General features: G+C 69.7%; 16 protein-coding genes. 11 read left to right on the forward strand and 5 right to left on the reverse strand.

Going from position 1 to position 17481, the window contains the following annotated elements; translation table 11 throughout:
• The first annotated feature begins 47 nt into the window (after positions 1-47).
• The 4 genes from BM349_RS08520 to BM349_RS08535 all read left to right on the forward strand — a co-directional run bounded on the left by BM349_RS08520 (position 48) and on the right by BM349_RS08535 (position 2851).
• Entirely contained in the window at positions 48-842 is a 795-nt protein-coding gene (locus BM349_RS08520) for a class I SAM-dependent methyltransferase (protein WP_091706142.1), read from the forward strand.
• A gap of 9 nt (positions 843-851) precedes the next feature.
• Positions 852-1613: an NUDIX hydrolase gene (locus BM349_RS08525; RefSeq protein ID WP_091706145.1), complete on the forward strand. Its 762-nt coding sequence runs from the start codon at positions 852-854 to the stop codon at positions 1611-1613.
• A gap of 27 nt (positions 1614-1640) precedes the next feature.
• On the forward strand, positions 1641-2018 hold the full coding sequence (locus tag BM349_RS08530; RefSeq protein ID WP_091706148.1) for an A1S_2505 family phage non-structural protein: 378 nt from the start codon (positions 1641-1643) through the stop codon (positions 2016-2018).
• A gap of 173 nt (positions 2019-2191) precedes the next feature.
• Positions 2192-2851, forward strand: coding sequence for a uracil-DNA glycosylase family protein (locus BM349_RS08535; protein ID WP_139230905.1), 660 nt, complete (start codon positions 2192-2194; stop codon positions 2849-2851).
• A 9-nt stretch (positions 2852-2860) separates the two neighbouring features.
• On the opposite strand, the gene BM349_RS08540 is transcribed toward BM349_RS08535, so the two are convergent.
• Positions 2861-3961, reverse strand: coding sequence for a phage tail sheath family protein (locus tag BM349_RS08540; RefSeq protein WP_091706153.1), 1101 nt, complete (start codon positions 3959-3961; stop codon positions 2861-2863).
• 135 nt (positions 3962-4096) lie between these two features.
• On the opposite strand from BM349_RS08540, the gene BM349_RS08545 reads away from it, so the two are divergent.
• Positions 4097-4612 carry a bifunctional nuclease family protein gene (locus tag BM349_RS08545; RefSeq protein WP_091706156.1) on the forward strand — a complete coding sequence of 172 codons (516 nt, stop codon included), beginning with the start codon at positions 4097-4099 and terminating at the stop codon, positions 4610-4612.
• A 3-nt stretch (positions 4613-4615) separates the two neighbouring features.
• Here BM349_RS08545 and BM349_RS08550 read toward each other — a convergent pair whose 3' ends face one another.
• A complete protein-coding gene (locus BM349_RS08550) occupies positions 4616-5329 on the reverse strand; it encodes an MBL fold metallo-hydrolase (protein ID WP_091706158.1) in 714 nt (237 codons plus the stop codon).
• A gap of 103 nt (positions 5330-5432) precedes the next feature.
• Here BM349_RS08550 and BM349_RS08555 point away from each other — a divergent pair, with 103 nt between their 5' ends.
• On the forward strand, positions 5433-5960 hold the full coding sequence (locus BM349_RS08555) for a TetR/AcrR family transcriptional regulator (protein ID WP_091706161.1): 528 nt from the start codon (positions 5433-5435) through the stop codon (positions 5958-5960).
• On the opposite strand, the gene BM349_RS18745 is transcribed toward BM349_RS08555, so the two are convergent.
• On the reverse strand, positions 5957-9463 hold the full coding sequence (locus BM349_RS18745; protein WP_091706163.1) for a hypothetical protein: 3507 nt from the start codon (positions 9461-9463) through the stop codon (positions 5957-5959). The two genes, BM349_RS08555 and BM349_RS18745, sit on opposite strands and share 4 nt — an antisense overlap.
• 113 nt (positions 9464-9576) lie before the next feature.
• Entirely contained in the window at positions 9577-10392 is an 816-nt protein-coding gene (locus BM349_RS08565; RefSeq protein ID WP_091706165.1) for a phytanoyl-CoA dioxygenase family protein, read from the reverse strand.
• Between the two features lie 71 nt (positions 10393-10463).
• Here BM349_RS08565 and BM349_RS08570 point away from each other — a divergent pair, with 71 nt between their 5' ends.
• Both BM349_RS08570 and rpsA read left to right on the forward strand, forming a co-directional pair.
• The gene (locus BM349_RS08570; protein WP_217645659.1) at positions 10464-11297 is read left to right on the forward strand and encodes a helix-turn-helix domain-containing protein; all 834 of its coding nucleotides are present in this window, start codon (positions 10464-10466) and stop codon (positions 11295-11297) included.
• 195 nt (positions 11298-11492) lie between these two features.
• Positions 11493-12947 (forward strand): 30S ribosomal protein S1, encoded by a 1455-nt coding sequence (gene rpsA / locus BM349_RS08575; RefSeq protein WP_091706168.1) that lies wholly within the window; start codon positions 11493-11495, stop codon positions 12945-12947.
• Positions 12948-13017: 70 nt separating this feature from the next.
• On the opposite strand, the gene BM349_RS08580 is transcribed toward rpsA, so the two are convergent.
• Positions 13018-13755 (reverse strand): hypothetical protein, encoded by a 738-nt coding sequence (locus BM349_RS08580; protein WP_091706171.1) that lies wholly within the window; start codon positions 13753-13755, stop codon positions 13018-13020.
• A gap of 123 nt (positions 13756-13878) precedes the next feature.
• On the opposite strand from BM349_RS08580, the gene BM349_RS08585 reads away from it, so the two are divergent.
• The 3 genes from BM349_RS08585 (at position 13879) to BM349_RS08595 (ending at position 17474) form a co-directional block, all read left to right on the forward strand.
• Entirely contained in the window at positions 13879-14445 is a 567-nt protein-coding gene (locus tag BM349_RS08585; RefSeq protein ID WP_091706173.1) for a GIY-YIG nuclease family protein, read from the forward strand.
• A 126-nt stretch (positions 14446-14571) separates the two neighbouring features.
• Complete coding sequence (locus BM349_RS08590; protein WP_091706176.1) at positions 14572-16284, forward strand: ATP-binding protein; 1713 nt, start codon at positions 14572-14574, stop codon at positions 16282-16284.
• Complete coding sequence (locus BM349_RS08595) at positions 16281-17474, forward strand: hypothetical protein (protein WP_254773794.1); 1194 nt, start codon at positions 16281-16283, stop codon at positions 17472-17474. Before BM349_RS08590 ends, BM349_RS08595 begins: the two co-directional genes overlap by 4 nt.
• Positions 17475-17481 lie beyond the last annotated feature (7 nt).

Below are 17481 nucleotides of genomic sequence, written 5' to 3' on the forward strand. Positions count from 1 at the left end.
GGGCGCCGACCGTTGGCAGCGGCGGCGGGCCGAGGTAGGTTCGCCGCATGACCGACGGCGGCACTTACACGCTTCCCCACGACCTGCCCGGCGAGGATGAGCGGCTCACGCTGATGTCGGAGATGCTCGACCCCCAGCTCTTCTTCCGCCTGACCCAGGCCGGGGTGGCCGAGGGGTGGCGCTGTCTCGAGGTCGGAGCGGGCAACGGCAGCGTGTCGCGCTGGCTGAGCGGCCAGGTCGGACCCGCCGGGTCGGTGCTCACGAGCGATCTCGACATCGACCTGCTGAAGAAGATCGATCTGCCCAACGTCACCGTCCGGAAGATCGATGTGACGACCGGCGATCTCGGTTCGGGCTACGACCTGGTCGTCGCGCGTGCCCTTCTGCATCACCTGCCGGAGCGGCACGCCGTGGTCGCCCGCCTGGCCGACGCGGTGCGTCCGGGTGGCGTCATCGTGCTGGAGGAACCCGACTTCCATCCCGTGCTCGCCACCGACAGTCCCACGCTGAAGGAGTTCTGGAAGGGGTGGCTCGTCTGGGCGGACCGGCACCAGATCGACTACTTCGTCGGTCGCAAGCTCCCGGCCATGCTCGTGGCGGAGGGCTTCGACGAGGTGCGGGCATACGGCGAGACGATCCTCTACCGAGGCGACTCGCTCACGGCGCGCTACCTCGAGGCGACGATGCGCGAGCTGCATGAATCACTGCAGGCCTCGGGCTTCATCGCCGAGTCGGTGTGGTCCGACGCGATGACGCTCTTCCGAAACGACGGCTTCTGGAGCTGGCAGAACTCGTACGTCACCTCGATCGGGCGCAAGTCCCCTACCCGGCAACCGGCGTAGCCTGATCGGATGCGCGCCGATCACACAACGCAGAACGCGCGGGCGCAGCTGGCCACGCTGGCCGGTGCGGTCGCGTCGGGCAGCGGCGGCCCAGGCTTCGAGGCCTTCGCCGGGCTGCCGATCGCCGCGAACTCGCGCGCGGCGGCGGTGCTCATGCTGTTCGGCGTCCTCGACGGACAGCCGAGCGACCGAGAGGCCCAGGCCGATGCGGTCTCGCGAAACCTCGACGTGCTGCTGCTGAAGCGCGCGTCGACCCTCAGGTCGAATCCGAGCCAGATCGCCTTCCCGGGCGGACGCCTGGACCCGGGAGACGACTCGCCGATCGCCGCGGCGCTGCGCGAGGCCGAGGAGGAGACGGGATTGGATCCCGCCGGCGTCGAGGTCCTCGGCGCCCTCGAGACCGTGCCGCTCGCCTTCACGCAGCATGTCGTCGTGCCGGTCCTGGCGTGGTGGCGGCACCCGTCGCCGGTGCGCGTCGTGGATGAGGCCGAGTCCTCCGATGTGTTCCGCGCTCCGGTCGCGGAGCTGCTCGACCCTGCCAACCGCGGAGTGACCGTCATCCGCCGCGACGATCAGGAATGGCGCGGACCCGGGTTCCTCGTGCGCCGCGTCGACGCGCGCGGCGAGCCCGACGGAGAGCACCTCGTGTGGGGCTTCACCGGGATGCTGCTCGAGGGGCTCTTCGATCGGCTCGGCTGGACAGAGCCATGGGATCGCGCGCGCGAACTGCCGCTCGTGCTGCCGGACCTGGACTCCTCCAGCGCCCGTTGATCGGCAGCCCGGCAGCCAGGATCCCCGATGAACCGCTACACACCCCACGACATCACCGAACTCGCCGCGGATGAGGTGTTCGTCTTCGGCAGCAACGCGAGCGGTCATCACGGCGGCGGGGCCGCCCGCGTCGCGTGGCAGGAGTTCGGCGCCGTGTGGGGAGAGGGCCACGGCCTGCACGGTCGGACGTACGCGATCGACACCATGTCGGGGCCAGCGGCGTTCGCCGTCGACGCGGCTGCCTTCGTGTCCTTCGCCGAGCAGCACCCGGAGCTGACGTTCCTCCTCACTCCGGTCGGGTGCGGGATCGCGGGCTATGCGCCGGACGAGGTCGCACCGATGTTCGCGACGGTGCCGCCGAATGTCGTGCTTCCCGAGGTGTTCGCGCGGCTGCTCGAAGGCTGAACGTCCGGCCGGCGCGACCGCGCCCGTCGAGACCTGGCCGCGGCATCCTGTGCGGAGCGTCGCAGCGGGTGTATCTTCCAGCCAACGATCGCCCGGACCCGACCGCGATCGCCGGCGCTGCATCCACATCTCGCGGCCGCGCCCGACCGACAAGGAACGCTATGGCGCGTCGCATGGCAGACCCGCAGTACCGACGGCTCGCCGAGTCGCGGCTGGACGAGCTGCAGATCCTTCCGGTGAACGACCTGGCGACCCGTCTTCAGCGCGGTCGTCAGCCCGACGAGTGGCCGCCGTACGTCTCGGCCGAGCATGATCTCGAGAAGGCGCGCATCATCACGCTCATCCCGCGCCCGGAGCCGCGGCCGCGGCTCAAAGTGGGATCGGGAATGTTCTCGTTCGAGGACGACCATCCCTCCGCTGAGCGGATGTCGCAGGTCTTCGACGCGGTCGGTCTTGAGGCACGCCACGTCATGCCGTGGCACGCGTATCCGTGGCGTGACGCCGGCCGGCACACGCACGAGCAGCTGGATGCCGGAGCCAAGCCGCTGATCGAGCTGATCGGACTGCTCCCGCGCGTGCGCGCGATCGTCGCGCACGGGGAGGAGTCGATGTACGTCGCCGGCCGCCTGTACTCGCCTGACGTGGCGCGCACGCTGCTGCGAGATCGCGGCATCCACGTGTTCGCCGCCCGGTCGACGAGTCCGTCGGCATGGTCGCTCGACGAGGCCGCGACCGCATCAGCGCTTCGCACGATGCGCGAGGTGTACCGGATCGCGATGGTGCAGGCGCGGCTGAAGCCGCGGGAGGAGGAGCGCAGGTCGCGGCGCCGCTGATCCGCCCCCTCAGACGTCGGCGTCGGCCGTCCAGCAGCCGATCCGGAAAATCACGAACTCGGCGGGCCTGGTCGGCGCGATGCCGATCAGGCAGACCAGACGGCCGTTGTCGAGGTCGTTCTGGGTCATCGTCGTCTGGTCGCACTTGACGAAGAAGGCCTCATCCGGCGTCGCGCCGGCGAAGGCGCCGCTGCGGAAGATCTCGAGCAGGAACTCCGTCACCGAGCGGCGCACACGCTGCCACAGTTCCATGCCGTTCGGCTCGAAGACGACCCACCCGAGCCCGCGGTCGATGCTCTCCTCGAGGAAGAGGAACAGGCGCCGGATGCTGACATACTTCCACTCGCCGTCGCGCGACTGGGTTCGCGAACCCCACACGACCGTTCCGAACTGGGGCAGGGCCCGGATCACGTTCACGCCGAGATCGTTCAAGGCGGTGGCCTCGATGCTCGTCGCCGTCGACGCCGGCTCGATGACGCCCTGGAGCGTCGCGCCCGTGCCCGCGGGAGCCGTCGCGACACCGCGGGTCGCGTCGGTCCGCGCGATCATGCCCGCCACCGGCCCGAGGGGTGAGATCGTCTCGACCACGCCGCCGCGGCCGGTCCGGCGGACGCGGGGCCAGTACACGGCGACGTTCGCAGGGTCGGCTGCGCCGGTCTCGAGCGGTCCGGCCGAGAGTCCGGCGATCGCCGACTGCGCGTCGGCCCATGGCCCCTCGACGAGCAGCATCGCGCGTCGACTTGCGGCAGCATCCGCCGCAGCTGCGACGACGTCCAGCGGCGCGGGCGGATCCGCGACGACGGCGATCAGGGTGACGTCGTGGTCCATGTGCCCGATCGCCCGCCGCACGGCCTTGCGGGAGGGCTTCTTCACAGACGAGACCCGCGCGACGGATCCGCCGTTGCGGAAGAACTCCTCGACGGCGGTGCCGAGGGCGGATTCCCCCGGCCAGCGCTGCGCGAACTCCTGCGCGCTGTAGATGTAGGCCTCGTCGTACGGACCGGATTCGATCGAGCCGACGAACGCCGCGATCGACGTCGCAACGCCCTCGATCGGCCGCGCCTCGAACGGCACCTCTTCGATCCAGACACCCGGATGCTCGTCGCCCATGTGGCACCCCTGCGGCCGAGCATCGCGCGCGCCGGCTCGGCTGTCAATCCCGTCCGCCGTGCATCCGTCTCACCCCACCGCGGCGGGTCGGAAGCCTACGATTGACATGAACCATCCCGCGTGGGAGGAGGGTCGATGATCCAGGTTCGCGTCGCGGGCGTCGCGCTCGACCCGACGGGTCAGCACGTGATCCTGCTCAAGCCGATCGACGAGATTCCGGGTGAGGGGCTCATCCTGCCGATCTGGATCGGTCAGATGGAGGCGACATCCATCCTGGTGGCGGTCGAGGGAGCCGATGTGCCGCGACCTCTCGCGCATGACGTCATGAGATCGCTGCTGGACGTCGTCGGCGCCGCGGTGACCGGTGTCGCGGTCACCCGCATCGAAGAGGGGACCTTCTACGCGGAGATCACCCTGTCGACCACGCTCGGCGAGCGGATCATCGACGCCCGGCCCTCTGACGCCATCGCGCTGGCATCACGGGCGGGCGCGCCCCTCTGGGTCGCCGAAGAGGTCATGGACGACGCCGGCGTGCCCGACACGGTGACGGAGGGCGAGTCGGACGACGTGTCCGACCTCATCGCCCGCGAACGGCTCGACGAGTTCAAGCGCTTCCTCGAGGACGTCGATCCAGAGGACTTCAGCGGCTGAGCGCTACCGCCCGCCCGCCCGCACCGCCTGTGCCACCTCGGCGGGATCGCCGCGCCAGGGCGAGCCGTGCCCGGGCAGCACCCACTCCGCATCGACCGACGCAAGGCGATCGAGTGAGCTGAGCGCCAGCGCAGGTTCGTCCGTGAAGGGCGCGGGCTGCATGCCATGGCGACCCGTGAGCACGTGGCGGGTCGTCAGGGCGTCGCCGACGAACACGGCGCTGACTGCGGGGACGTGCACGGCGATGCTGCCGGGGGAGTGGCCGGGCATGCCGATCACGATGGGAGAGCCGGGCAGCGGCAGCACGTCGCCGTCCGCGACCTCCGTGACCTCGGCGAGGTAGTGCGTGCGCATGCCGCCCTTGCGAAGTGCGTAGGCGAAGAAGCCCGCTGTGGCCCCGATCCGCATCGGACCCATCGCGAGCTTCGGCTTGTCGCCGCCCTTCGCCCGATCGGCATCGGCGGTGTGCACATACGCGGGCACGCCGTGGTCTCTGCGAAGGCGCTCCGCGAAGCCCAGGTGATCGCTGTCGCCGTGGGTGAGCACCACGCCTCGGATGTCGTCGACGCTGCGGCCCATCGCCTTCAGCTCCGTCTGCAGGTCGCGCCAGTGCCCTGGGAGCCCGGCATCGATCACCGTGATGCCCTCCGGCGCATCCACGAGGTAGGCGGCGACGATGTCATTGCCGATCCGGTGCAGGTGCGGTGCGAGTTGCATGGCTTCTCCTCGAAGTATCCGTTGTGATGGCTAAGATACATAGCTATGATGGCTTACGTCAATAGCCATACCCACCTATCCCACCGAGGGCGGAGACCGCGATATGCCGACACCCGATCGAACATCGCTCGCCGAGATCGTCGATGCCGGCCGTGACATCCTCGAGTCCGCCGGTGCATCGAGACTGACCATGCAGGCCGTGGCGGAGCGCGTCGGCGTTCGTGCGCCGTCGCTCTACAAGCGCGTCCGCGACCGGGACGCCCTGCTGATGCTCGTCGCCGCGGCATCCGCCGATGACCTCGCCGCGCGACTCGAAGCCTCCGATGGATCGCTCGCCGAGCTCGCCAGGGTGTACCGCGGTTTCGCGCATGCGCATCCGGAAGGGTTCCGTCTCATGTTCACCGTCGACGGTGCGGCCGAGTCGATGGCGCGCGCGAGCGCGCCGGTGCTGCGCGCCACACGCGACCTGGTCGGGCCGGATGCGGCGCTGGACGCGGCGCGACTGGTCACCGCGTGGGCGACGGGATTCGTGAACATGGAGCTGTCGGGATCGTTCCGCTTCGACGGCGATCTCGACCGGGCGTTCGAGTACGGGCTCGAGCGCCTCGCCGCGGGATTGGGCGCGGACTAGGGATCGGTCATCGACATCGACGGCAGGATCACATCGAGGTCCTGCTGGTAGAACTCGAGATCCGCCGCATCGGCGGTGATGTCGGCGTATGCGACCGTGGTGCCGCGCATCGCGTACATCTCCCAGTCGCGGAGGGGCTCGGTGTAGCCGTCCGGCAGCCACGTGTAGACGAGCAGCTCCGCTGCGTCGGCCCCGGCCACTTCGAGCGGGGTGCGCGACTCCAGTGTGAAGCCCGGCAGCCCTTCGGGCAGAGTCGAATAGGTCCGGATCGACGCATCGATGTACCCACCGAGGTCGCCGTCATACTCCTGCGTGGACAGCACCAGCGTCGCGCCGCCGACGCAATCCTTCGCGGAGAACAGGTTGCCGGTGCTCCCTTCCGGCCGGATGGCGGCGTCCCACCAGGACGGAACCTCGAGCGACACACCATCCGCCTCGAGGACCTCTCCTCGCGGAGGAAGGCCGTCCAGCGGGCGCTCCAGCACGAGTGAGTTGTACAGACGCCACGCCGACGGAGAGTCCTCGGTGCTGGTCGCGCGCACCATGAACAGGGTGCCGCCGCAGCCCCAGTCCGACGCGTACGGGGCCAGGGCCGCGCCCTCGTAGACGTCCGCCTCGCCATCCGCGTCCACGTCCTGGCCTTCCTTCACGACGATGTCGAACAGCGCGAACAGCCATGGGTCCGGTACCGGGACGAGATCCGGGTCCCCCCACGTGGAGCTGAGCTTCTCGTCGAGGTACCCGCCCACATCGACGTACGGGACCATCCCCTCGACTCGCCGCACGGTGAGCCCGGTCGCCTCGTCGGGTCCGAGGTGCCATTCCACGCCGTCGTCCCGCCACTCGTACCAGGTGTCGGGCACGACGACACTCACGCCGAGTCGTTGCGACTCGTAGCGGGCCAGGCTGTCGTCGCTCTCGTAGGTGTCGTAGAACACGACGCGATGGCCCGACACGTAGACATCGGCTCGATACTCGCCGGTCGCAAGCAGCGAGCCCGCCGGGATCGGGCGACCGAGTGGGCCGGTTCCGTCGATGGAGGCGCGCGTCGGTTCGCCGAGCAGACCCCAGGTGAGACTGTCATCGGGGCGGTAATACCAGACGATCTCGGCGTCGTCCGGACCGAATCCCTCGATGAGCGCGACCTGCAGCTCCTGCGGATACACGTCGAAACGCGCCTCATCGAGTCCGGTGCCCGGACCGCGCGAGGCGCGGAGCCCGAGAATCGCCGCGCGGAAATCATCGAGGCCGGCTGCCTCCGGCAGCAGCTCCAGATCGGCGAGGGCCCCGAGGCGGGTTCCGTCGTTCACCTCATCCTCGGACAGCCCCCCGCCGGCGCAGTCTGCCGCCGGGTCGAGACAGTGCTCGGTGTCCTGGTACTCACGGAGCGCCTCGTCGTGCTGCCCGAGCGCAGCGAGGGCGAGTGCCCTGTTGAACCGCCAGGTGTGGATGCCGTTCCCCGTCGAGGCGGAATCCACGCGCAGCGCCTCGATGGCGTCATCCGTGTGCCGCAGTCCCTGCCGCACTGCGCCTTCGTCGCCGGTCTGGATCCCGTCCAGGATGTAATACCAGCCGAGACTTCCCTGCAGCGTCGGCGTCACGGGGCCGACCGCGAGCGCCCGCTCCAGGTCGTCGATGATCGCGGGCACGGCATCGGTCTGCAGCTGCGACGACAGCGCGGGCCACTGGTGCACGGCGGCAGCGCAGTCCCGTGCGAACGCGCGGCTGGAGAAGGCCGGGCCGTAGCCGCTGTAGGCGGCGAGCGCCTCGTCCATGCCTTCGCCGGCCGTGCACGAGTCCGACTCCGCCGCCGCCAGTCGATCACCGAACTCCTGGGCGGCCGCCCCGCGCGGGACATTCGTCCCCATCACGAGTGTGGGCAGCGGAAGGAGCGCCAGGACGATGCCGACGCCGGTTCCGACCGCGCCGATGATCAGCAGCGTGCGCGAGCTGCGCGTCGTCCGCTCCGTGCTCGATGCGAGTGCAAGGAGGAACCCGGCCAGGCCCAGCACCACGAGCGCGACCGTGAAGGTCGATCCGTGCGACGACCAGATCCGCGCGTCCTGACGCGACAGCGACGACATCACATCGCACGCGCGGGAGGGCAGTTGCTGATCCAGCACGTACCAGAGGACCGAGTCGGGGTTCGATCCGAGCTCCTCGAGGAGTTCGCTGGGCAGCGGCGCTTCGCTCGCGGCTTCCGCCTTGCAATCGGGATCAGGGTCGCCCGCCAGCGTGGAGGCGGCTTGCTCTCGCAGATCCTGGTCGGCCGCGCGCAGCCGTTCGTCGACCACCGCCCGCAGCGCGGACACCGCGTCGGGGTCCGCGTCCGAAGGCGCCAGGTCGATCGACGTCTCGCTCGCGGCGAGTTGGCGGGCGGTGACCTCCTCGGCATCCATCTGCGCGATGAACGAGAGCGATGCGAGAGCACGCAGCGCCTGCTGCTGCCCGACGCGCTGGAGGTCCAGCGCGACGGAGCTCTCGCGGTTGGCGCGCGCATTGGAGTCCCGCTCCTGGATCGACACGAGCGACAGGCCGACAGCGGATGCGGTGAAGGCGATCAGCGCGACCGCGCCGATCATCTCCGCCCACCACTGCGGTCTGGCCCCGCGCCGAAGCGGGGGAGCGGATGCCGGGACATCGGACGCGGCCCGCGTCTCGGCATCCGCCGCCCGCTTCCGTCGTAGGAGCGCCCACTCGACGACGAGGACGATGGCGAGCGCCGCGAGCACCGCGACGGTGAGAAGCGGATCGACGGCGAAGACGACCAGCAGCACGAGCCCGAGTGCGAGCGCGACGGCGCCGAGGACCAGCATCGCGTACTGCCACCGGTGTGCGGCGCGCGTGCGCAACCTGCCCGGCCGGGCGCGCCGGGATCCGAGCTGATCGATCGCGATGATCGCAGCGACGACGAATGCGAACAGAAATCCGGCCGTCATCAGGAAGGCCTCGTCGCGGTGGAAGACGGCCGCCTGCGCCTCGAGTTCGGCGCCGTCGGAGGTGTCCGACCCGAAGTCGGCCTGCCAGCTCTGCAGGCGCTCGGCCGCTCGCTGCATGACGTACCCGGTCTCGAGGTCGGAACCGCACTGCGCATCCCGATCTCCGAGCAGGAGAGGCCTCAGGCCGTCGAGTTCGAGGTTCGCGGTCACCAGGGCCGGCAGATCCGGCTCGTAGCTGAGGTACGTGACGCGTGCGACATCGCGCTGCACCTCAGCAGTGCAGTATGTGCGGAGGACGTCGAGATCGTGGTCGACAAGGGTCTGCAGGTATCCGACCTGGCGGGATGCCTCGGTGGAGACGATGCGTGACTGATCGAGCAGGTCGCTCGCCTCGTCCGCCGCCCGCGTGGCCTGGTAGACCGCGACCGCGCTCAGCGACATCGAGACGGCGATGACCGTGATCAGGATCGTGTCGCTTCGCAGGATCCTCTGGCCGAGCAGCACGAGCCGGCGGCCCATCGTGCGCCCGCGCGGTCGGGGCGCCGCCACGGGCGTGTTCGACATGGGAGCCCCCTCCCGACCTCGCATCCGGACGCCCCCCAGCGTCGGAACGGTCGGTCAACCGAGATATCGAAACCTTGGCCTGCCCGAGCGTCCGCCGCAAGTGCTCAGCGGTTTCAGTGGGGCCCGGTGGGTGTCCAGCCCTCGCCGCACGCACCGCCGTCCGCGGTCTCGGCGACCACGATCTCGTCGCCGCCGGGGGTCAGCAGCGGGTTGTAGAACCGCGCGATCTCGGTGCTCGACTGCGGCACGTAGTGGAAGATCAGCGACCGGCGGAAGCGGTCGGTGCTCCGGTTCGGACCCGAGCCGTGCACCATGCTCCCGTGGAAGAAGAGCACATCGCCCGCCTTGAGCACGGTCTGCTCCGCGGCCATTCCCTCGGGGAGCTTGACCTCCGTGTTCGTGAACGACTCGGCGGCGTCCGCCTCGTCGGGGCAGACGATCTCGTATCGGTGCGAGCGCGGCACCATCCGCAGTCCGCCGTTCTCGGCATCGCAGTCATCGATCGCGATCCATGCGGCGATGCAGGTCTCTGGGTGGGCCTGAAGGAACAGGTTGTCCTGATGCAGCGCCTGGCCGCGCGCCGTCGGCGGCTTGAAGTAGAACATGGACTGCGCAGCGAAGACGGGGCCCACGAGCTCCGTCACGATGCTCATGACGCGCGGCTCCAGCATCCATCGCCGCGACAGTCGCCCGATGTCCAGGTCGGTGCGGCGGTGCGGGTGCACGAACCGCGGGTACCTCTTGAGCGGGTCGTCGTCGGGAACATGATCGTCGTGGCCGACCGAGCTGTCACGCGCGACCTGGTCCATGAACGCGGACCGGATCTGTGCGACCTCGTCGGCGTTCAGCAGGGAGCGGACGGTGACGACGCCGAGCCGCTCGTACTCGTCGGCGCGGGCGGTGCGTGTGGGGGAGTCGACATTCAACATACGAGCAAGCCTGCACGCCGCAGTCCCTCGGGGACATGGACATCCTCGCTCGGTACATGGAAGATCCTGCTATGGAACGTGTACGCGCCGAGTCGCCGCATCCTCAGGTGAACCGCATGATCGGCGGATTCTTCCACGAGGGACCGGCGTATTCGGCCTGGCGCGCGTCGGGGACCGCGGACTTCCTCCTGATCCACACGACGGCGGGCGCCGGGCGACTCGGCACTGCGGCGGGGGAGCTTGCGGTGGGTCCGCGGGACGCGGTGCTCCTTCGCCCCGGCATCCGCCACGACTATGCGACAGCGGCGGGTGCGCCGATGTGGGAATTCGCATTCGCGCACTTCCATCCCCGCGCCGAGTGGATGCCGCTCCTGGCCTGGCCGGACGCGGCGGGCGGGATCGGCGTGATCCACTCCGACGCAGAGGCGCATCGTCGGGTGACCGGGGCGCTGCGACGCGCGGCAGGGGTGCGGTACGGCTCGGCGGTGCGCACCGAGCTGTTCGGCATGAACGCCCTCGAAGAGGCGCTGCTGTGGCTAGACGCGCAGAATCCGCTGGCCGGCCGTGTCGACGAACGCGTGGCCCGGGTGCTCGAGCACGTCGGCGCGCACTTGGCCGACCCGCTCGATCTCGCGACGCTGTCTCGGGTGGCGCACCTCTCGCCGTCGCGCCTGACGCACCTCTTCCAGGATCAGGTGGGGATCAGCCCGCGGCGCTACGTCGAACGGGAGCGGATGCTGCTGGCCGGACAGCTGCTCGATCTCACCAATCGCAGTGTGACCGCGATCGCGGGCGAGGTCGGCTGCGACGATCCGCTGTACTTCTCGCAGCGCTTCCGGCGCTTCGCCGGCCTCAGCCCCAGCGCCTACCGGGAGCGCGGGCGCCGGGACGCGTCCGATCGATGAGCGTCGGCGTCGCGGCGAAATAATGCGGGCCGTCCGGGCGTTCTGGTACCCTGAAATGTCACCCGTGTGGCGCTATTGACGTGCGCGCGTGACACCGCACGACTCGCAATCGAAATCCAACCGCTGAAGCTCTCGGCATCCCTATGCCCGTGCGCCCAGGCCCGACACCCCAACCCAACAAGGACAACCCACTACATGACTATCGCAACGACCGCCCCGGCCACCAAGCAGGTCGCCATCAATGACATCGGATCTGCTGAGGACTTCCTGGCCGCGGTCGAACTGACCCTGAAGTTCTTCAACGACGGCGACCTCATCGAAGGAACCGTCGTGAAGATCGACCGCGACGAGGTGCTCCTCGACGTCGGCTACAAGACCGAGGGTGTCATCCCCTCGCGTGAGCTCTCCATCAAGCACGACGTCGACCCCAACGAGGTCGTCAAGGTCGGCGACCAGGTGGAAGCCCTCGTTCTCCAGAAGGAGGACAAGGAAGGCCGCCTCATCCTGTCCAAGAAGCGCGCACAGTACGAGCGCGCCTGGGGTGACGTCGAGAAGATCAAGGAGACCGACGGTGTCGTCACCGGTTCGGTCATCGAGGTCGTCAAGGGCGGACTCATCGTCGACATCGGCCTGCGCGGCTTCCTGCCCGCGTCGCTCATCGAGCTGCGCCGCGTCCGCGACCTCACGCCGTACCTCGGTCAGGAGATCGAGGCCAAGATCCTCGAACTCGACAAGAACCGCAACAACGTGGTCCTGTCGCGCCGCGCGCTGCTCGAGCAGACGCAGTCCGAGTCGCGCACCTCGTTCCTGAACAACCTGCACAAGGGTCAGGTCCGCAAGGGCACCGTCTCCTCGATCGTCAACTTCGGCGCGTTCGTCGACCTGGGCGGTGTGGACGGCCTCGTGCACGTCTCGGAGCTCTCGTGGAAGCACATCGAGCACGCCTCCGAGGTCGTCGAGGTCGGTCAGGAAGTCACTGTGGAGATCCTCGAGGTCGACCTCGACCGTGAGCGCGTGTCGCTCTCGCTCAAGGCGACCCAGGAGGACCCGTGGCAGGTCTTCGCCCGGACCCACGCCATCGGCCAGGTCACCCCGGGCAAGGTCACGAAGCTCGTTCCGTTCGGCGCGTTCGTGCGCGTCGCGGACGGCATCGAGGGCCTCGTGCACATCTCGGAGCTCTCCGGCAAGCACGTCGAGCTCGCCGAGCAGGTCGTGTCGGTCGGCGAAGAGGTCTTCGTCAAGGTCATCGACATCGACCTCGAGCGTCGCCGCATCTCGCTCTCGCTCAAGCAGGCGAACGAGTCGGTCGACCCGTACGGCACCGAGTTCGACCCGGCCCTCTACGGCATGGTCACCGAGTACGACGAGAACGGGGAGTACAAGTACCCCGAGGGCTTCGACTCCGAGACCAACGCGTGGAAGGAAGGCTTCGACGCCGAGCGCGAGAAGTGGGAGCAGGAGTACGCCGCTGCCCAGGCTCGCTGGGAGGCGCACAAGGCTCAGGTCGCCAAGACCCTCGAGGCCGAGGCAGCCGCCCCGGCCGAGAGCAGCTCCGCATCGAGCTCGTTCTCCTCGGACAGCGCCGGCGGCGGCACCCTCGCCGACGACGAGGCGCTCGCCGCGCTTCGCGAGAAGCTCTCGGGTCGCTGATCTGATCTGAGCGCCCATCACCGGGCGACCATCGCAAAGGCCGTCACCTTCGGGTGGCGGCCTTTCGCGTTCAGCCCGCGCGGCCGGACCCGCTTCGGCGCAGCCGAAGCAGCGCGATCCCCAGCGCGAGGGGCCACAGCAGGGTGAGCGGGATGACGGCGACGGCGATGAACCACGTCCAGTCCGGCAACGCCCCGAGCGGACCGAGCAGGAGGATCACGATCCGCACGGCGGGGATGACGGCGAGCACGCACAGCCACACCGGCAGCGTGCGAGTGCGCAGACCGAGGATGCCGATCCCGACCGCCCAGATGCACATGGCGAAGACGGCACCCTGGGCCGCACCGTGCGCGCCGACGACGACCAGCGCCGCTGCGGCGGCGACTCCGGAGGTCGCGTCGATCTCGGCGATGTAGGCGAGCGGCCCCGCGGTCTCGCGGAGCACGCCCATGAAGAAGAACAGCGCGGCGGTGATCACGCCGAGGGCGGCGAGTGACCGGGCACCCAGGTGTGCGCTCGCGCGGTCGGCCGAGCTGAGCGCGTCGGACGCGGCGAGGGATGCGGGGATGAGGGCCAGGGCCATGCCGATGAGTGCGAACCCCGAGATGTTCCAGGGGAGCGGATGCGCCGTGACGAACGCGAGGGTCGCGACGGCATCGTCGGCGTCGATACCGCCGATCGCGGCGACGGAGGCCTCGGTGCCGAACCACACCAGCGCCGCGAGCGAGAAGACGATCGCCGCCCAGCCTCCGAACCGTGACGAGGGCGGTCCCGGGACCCGGTCTGCGGAGGGACCACTGGTGCTCATAGCTCGTCGCCCTCCGGCCGGCTGCGCCCGCGCAGCGTGCTGAGCCGGATGCTAGACCCCCGTCTCCGCGTGCGCAATCACCTGCCGCGCGGGCATGTCGGGATGCCGCCGTAGCATGCCCTCATGCCTGCGCACCCGCCGAGTCTGCCTGGGTGCACCGTCGCCGGCTGCACGGAGCAGGTCGGCCGCGGCGCCCCGCTCGAGCTGTGCGAGCACCATCTGGCGATCGCCGCCGAGTGGGCCGGCCGGCAGTTCGGCGTCAGCGACGTGCTTCCCTCGCCCTGTCGGCTGTGCGGATCCCGACTCGGAGTCCGCTATCCCTCCGGCTGGCTGTGCGCAGTGTGCGAGTGGCGTCACAGCGATCTGATCGACGGCGAGCTGCCCCGGCCGCGGGTGGACGTCGTGTACTACATCCGCTACGACGACCGCGTGAAGATCGGCACGTCGTCGAACCCGCGCAGTCGCCTCAGCGCGCTCTGGCACGACGACCTGCTGGCTTTCGAGCGCGGCGATCGGAGTCTCGAGCATCGTCGGCACGAGCAGTTCGCCGACGAGCGCTTCGACCGCACCGAATGGTTCGCCCTCTCGGAGCGCTTGCGCAACCACATCGAACTCGTGCGCGCGGGTGGCGATGATCCGTGGGACCGCTATCGGCGCTGGGTGAGCGAGGCCGTGGCGCTGCGCGGCTGACTGCCGCTGCGTGCGTGCGGCGCGAGCATCCACTGGAGGCAGGTCTCGGTCGCTTCGACGCGGACTTCGGCGCCGAAGCCGCGCGTGACGGGCGCGTGCGGGTTCGGCATCCGTTACCGTCACGGTATGGCCGTCGACCAAGCAGCGACGCAGCAGGAGCCGCCCGGTGGGTCCGCTCGCACCGCACGCGTGCGAACCGGGTGGCTGCGCGAGGACTTCGCCGATCGCACGCGCGCACGCGCCGCGACCCTCAACCAGCTGCTGCTGGGCTCGGTCGTGTTCGTGCTCGGCATCCTGATCGCCATCGGTCCGTTCACCGGCGATGTCGTGCTGTTCTTCACCGGCGTGGTGGTGATCTTCGTCCTCACCGGCGCGACGCTCGTGATCCCCTGGAACCGGGTCGCGTTCGGGTGGGTCGCGGTCGTGCCGGCGATCGACATCATCGCGATCACCCTGATGCAGCTTGCCGCACCCGGCTCTGCGCTCGGCCTGCTCTGGATCTTCCCGACGACCTGGCTCGCCGCCGGGTTCGGGCTTCTCGGGCTCTTCGCGGTGATCGTCGCGGTCGCGGGGATCGTCAGCGTCCTGACCGCGCTCAACGAGCAGCAGGTCACATACGCGACCGTGCTCCTGCCGCTCGTCCTGATCGCGGTCGCGACCACGAGCCACCTGGCCGCGCGCCGCTCCGACGCGCAGCGGACGCTGCTGGCCAAGCAGGCCCAGCTGCTGCGGCGGGTGCTCGAGCGCACGCGTCGGCAGGAGCAGGAGGTGACCGAGGTCCTGGATGCCGTCGACTTCGGGGTCATCCGGATCGCGCCCGACGGACAGGTCGCGGTCACGAATGAGGCCCACGGCCGCCTGCAGCAGGCGATCCGATCGGACGACGAGGAGTCGGCGGATCCCGTCGGCGCCGCCGACGAGGTGCCGGCCTTCCGCGACGACGGGACCACCCGCCTGCCGCACGAAGAGCTGCCCGTCGAGCGGGCGCTTCGCGGCGAGGCGTTCGATGGACAGGTCGTGTGGTTCGGCCTCGAGCCGGGGCCCCGACAGGCCCTCAGCATCACCGCGCGTCGCCTCACGGACTCCTCGGGGCAGGATGCCGGGGCGGTGGTCATCTCCCGCGATGTGACGACGGAGCTGAATGCTCTTCGCGCGCGCGACGAGCTCGTCGCATCCGTCTCGCACGAGCTGCGCACCCCGCTCACCTCGATCCTCGGCTACCTGGATCTCGCGATCGAGGACCCCGAGCTTCCCGACCACCTGCGCGCCAACCTCGACATCGCCGAGCGCAATGCCGAACGCCTGCTCGGCATCATCGGCGACATCCTCGCGGCATCCAGCTCGTCGACGTCGGTGGAGGCGTCCCTGGTCCCGGTGTCGATCGACGCCCGCGACATCGTGCGGGCTTCGGCGGAGGCCCTCGCACCGCGCGCGGGTGGTCGCGCGATCACGATCGACACGACAGGTCTCGAGGAGGCCTTCCTCTGGGCCGACCCGCTGCGGATCCGTCAGGTCGTCGACAACCTCCTCGCGAACGCGATCACCTACAACCGCGACGGGGGAACGGTCTACCTGGGCACCACGAGCGACGGCAGCTCGAGCTGGATCCTGGTGCGCGACACGGGCATGGGCATGACCGAGGACGAGCGGGCCCGGCTGTTCCAGCGCTTCTACCGGGCAGCGCCGGCGCGGGGCGTCGGCACGGGGCTCGGGCTCGCCATCAGCCGCGACATCGTCCGCGCCCACGGGGGAGAGCTCGGCCTGCACAGCTCGCCCGGCGTCGGCTCGACCTTCGTCGTCAAACTCCCCGCCTCACGCTCGGAACGGAACAGCTCATGATCCTGAACCTCGATCTGGACAGCGTGCTGGTGATGACCGCGCTCGTGGTCAACGTCAGCGGCATCCTGTTCATCGTCGAAACGCTGCTGCGCCGCGACGAGGGCGCCGGTCGCGTCTGGGCGCTCGCGTTCCTCGCGGCGATGCTCACCACGCTCGCCTACATCGTCTGGGCGCAGTCGCCCGACGCCTGGTGGGCGATCGCCGTGGGCAACGGGGCTTTCGTCGCAGGCACGGGATGCATGTGGCTCGGATGCCGCCGGTACAACGCGAGACGGATGGGCTGGTCCTCGGCCGCCGTGGCGGTGGCCGTGGTGGCGGCTGCGACTGCCGTCTTCGTCGCCGGACCCGCCGCGGGGGACTGGGCCGGGGCGCTGTGGATGTTCGTCGCGCTGATCGCATTCGCGGGCGCGGGCGCGGTCGAATGCCTGCGCGGCGAGCTGCGCGAGTCGCGGACGGCGTGGGTGCTGAGCGCGGTGTTCGCATTCCAGTCGCTCTACTACCTCTCGCGGACGACCGCCTTCCTGACCTCCGGTCCGGAAAGCAGCCTGTTCCAGAGCGCGTTCGGCACGATCCCGACCAGCTTCGTCACGGTGACGCTCACGATCGTCGCGGTCGTGGTCACATCCGTGCTGCGCGCATCGCGGGCTCCGATGCGCGGGCATCTGCGACCCGCGGGCTTCGGCACCGCGCGAGACGGCATCCTGGCGCAGGACGTGTTCGACGGCGCGATGACCGACCTGTGCGAGCGGGCCAGATGGCGCTCCGAGCTGGTGGGTGTCATCGCCGTCCGCATCGACGATCTCGAGCAGATCTCCACCGCGTTCGGCAGCGACGTGGCGCGGGCCGTCACCGAGACGTGGCGCACCGGTGTCCGCCGCCATGCGCCGTCGAACTCGTTCGTCGCCGAGGACGGACCGACAGGGCTGCTGGTCGGCGTGCTGGTCGATTCGCCCCGTGACGCACGACGCGAGGCAGCGGCGATCTATCGCGGACTGTTCGACGAGCTCGGCATGGTGGGCGGCGGAATGAGCGGCGACATCGGCGGCGTCATCCCAGTGGTGGGCGTCGGGGTCTCGCTGAGCGACACGACGGGCTACGACGCGGAGACCTTGGCGGCCGTGGCGAGGGACGCCGCCAGCCGCGCGGCGACCAGCGTCGACACCTCGGTGCTGATCGGCGAGGCCGAATAGCGGTATC

It is taken from the genome of Microbacterium sp. cf046 (assembly GCF_900114345.1).
Lineage (GTDB): Bacteria > Actinomycetota > Actinomycetes > Actinomycetales > Microbacteriaceae > Microbacterium.

Excerpts from the sequence above, each read along its gene's own strand:
- BM349_RS08520 (WP_091706142.1), top strand. The coding sequence starts at position 48 with ATGACCGACGGCGGCACTTACACGCTTCCCCACGACCTGCCCGGCGAG.
- BM349_RS08525 (WP_091706145.1), top strand. The coding sequence starts at position 852 with ATGCGCGCCGATCACACAACGCAGAACGCGCGGGCGCAGCTGGCCACG.
- BM349_RS08530 (WP_091706148.1), top strand. The coding sequence starts at position 1,641 with ATGAACCGCTACACACCCCACGACATCACCGAACTCGCCGCGGATGAG.
- BM349_RS08535 (WP_139230905.1), top strand. The coding sequence starts at position 2,192 with ATGGCAGACCCGCAGTACCGACGGCTCGCCGAGTCGCGGCTGGACGAG.
- BM349_RS08540 (WP_091706153.1), bottom strand. The coding sequence starts at position 3,961 with ATGGGCGACGAGCATCCGGGTGTCTGGATCGAAGAGGTGCCGTTCGAG.
- BM349_RS08545 (WP_091706156.1), top strand. The coding sequence starts at position 4,097 with ATGATCCAGGTTCGCGTCGCGGGCGTCGCGCTCGACCCGACGGGTCAG.
- BM349_RS08550 (WP_091706158.1), bottom strand. The coding sequence starts at position 5,329 with ATGCAACTCGCACCGCACCTGCACCGGATCGGCAATGACATCGTCGCC.
- BM349_RS08555 (WP_091706161.1), top strand. The coding sequence starts at position 5,433 with ATGCCGACACCCGATCGAACATCGCTCGCCGAGATCGTCGATGCCGGC.
- BM349_RS18745 (WP_091706163.1), bottom strand. The coding sequence starts at position 9,463 with ATGTCGAACACGCCCGTGGCGGCGCCCCGACCGCGCGGGCGCACGATG.
- BM349_RS08565 (WP_091706165.1), bottom strand. The coding sequence starts at position 10,392 with ATGTTGAATGTCGACTCCCCCACACGCACCGCCCGCGCCGACGAGTAC.
- BM349_RS08570 (WP_217645659.1), top strand. The coding sequence starts at position 10,464 with ATGGAACGTGTACGCGCCGAGTCGCCGCATCCTCAGGTGAACCGCATG.
- rpsA (WP_091706168.1), top strand. The coding sequence starts at position 11,493 with ATGACTATCGCAACGACCGCCCCGGCCACCAAGCAGGTCGCCATCAAT.
- BM349_RS08580 (WP_091706171.1), bottom strand. The coding sequence starts at position 13,755 with ATGAGCACCAGTGGTCCCTCCGCAGACCGGGTCCCGGGACCGCCCTCG.
- BM349_RS08585 (WP_091706173.1), top strand. The coding sequence starts at position 13,879 with ATGCCTGCGCACCCGCCGAGTCTGCCTGGGTGCACCGTCGCCGGCTGC.
- BM349_RS08590 (WP_091706176.1), top strand. The coding sequence starts at position 14,572 with ATGGCCGTCGACCAAGCAGCGACGCAGCAGGAGCCGCCCGGTGGGTCC.
- BM349_RS08595 (WP_254773794.1), top strand. The coding sequence starts at position 16,281 with ATGATCCTGAACCTCGATCTGGACAGCGTGCTGGTGATGACCGCGCTC.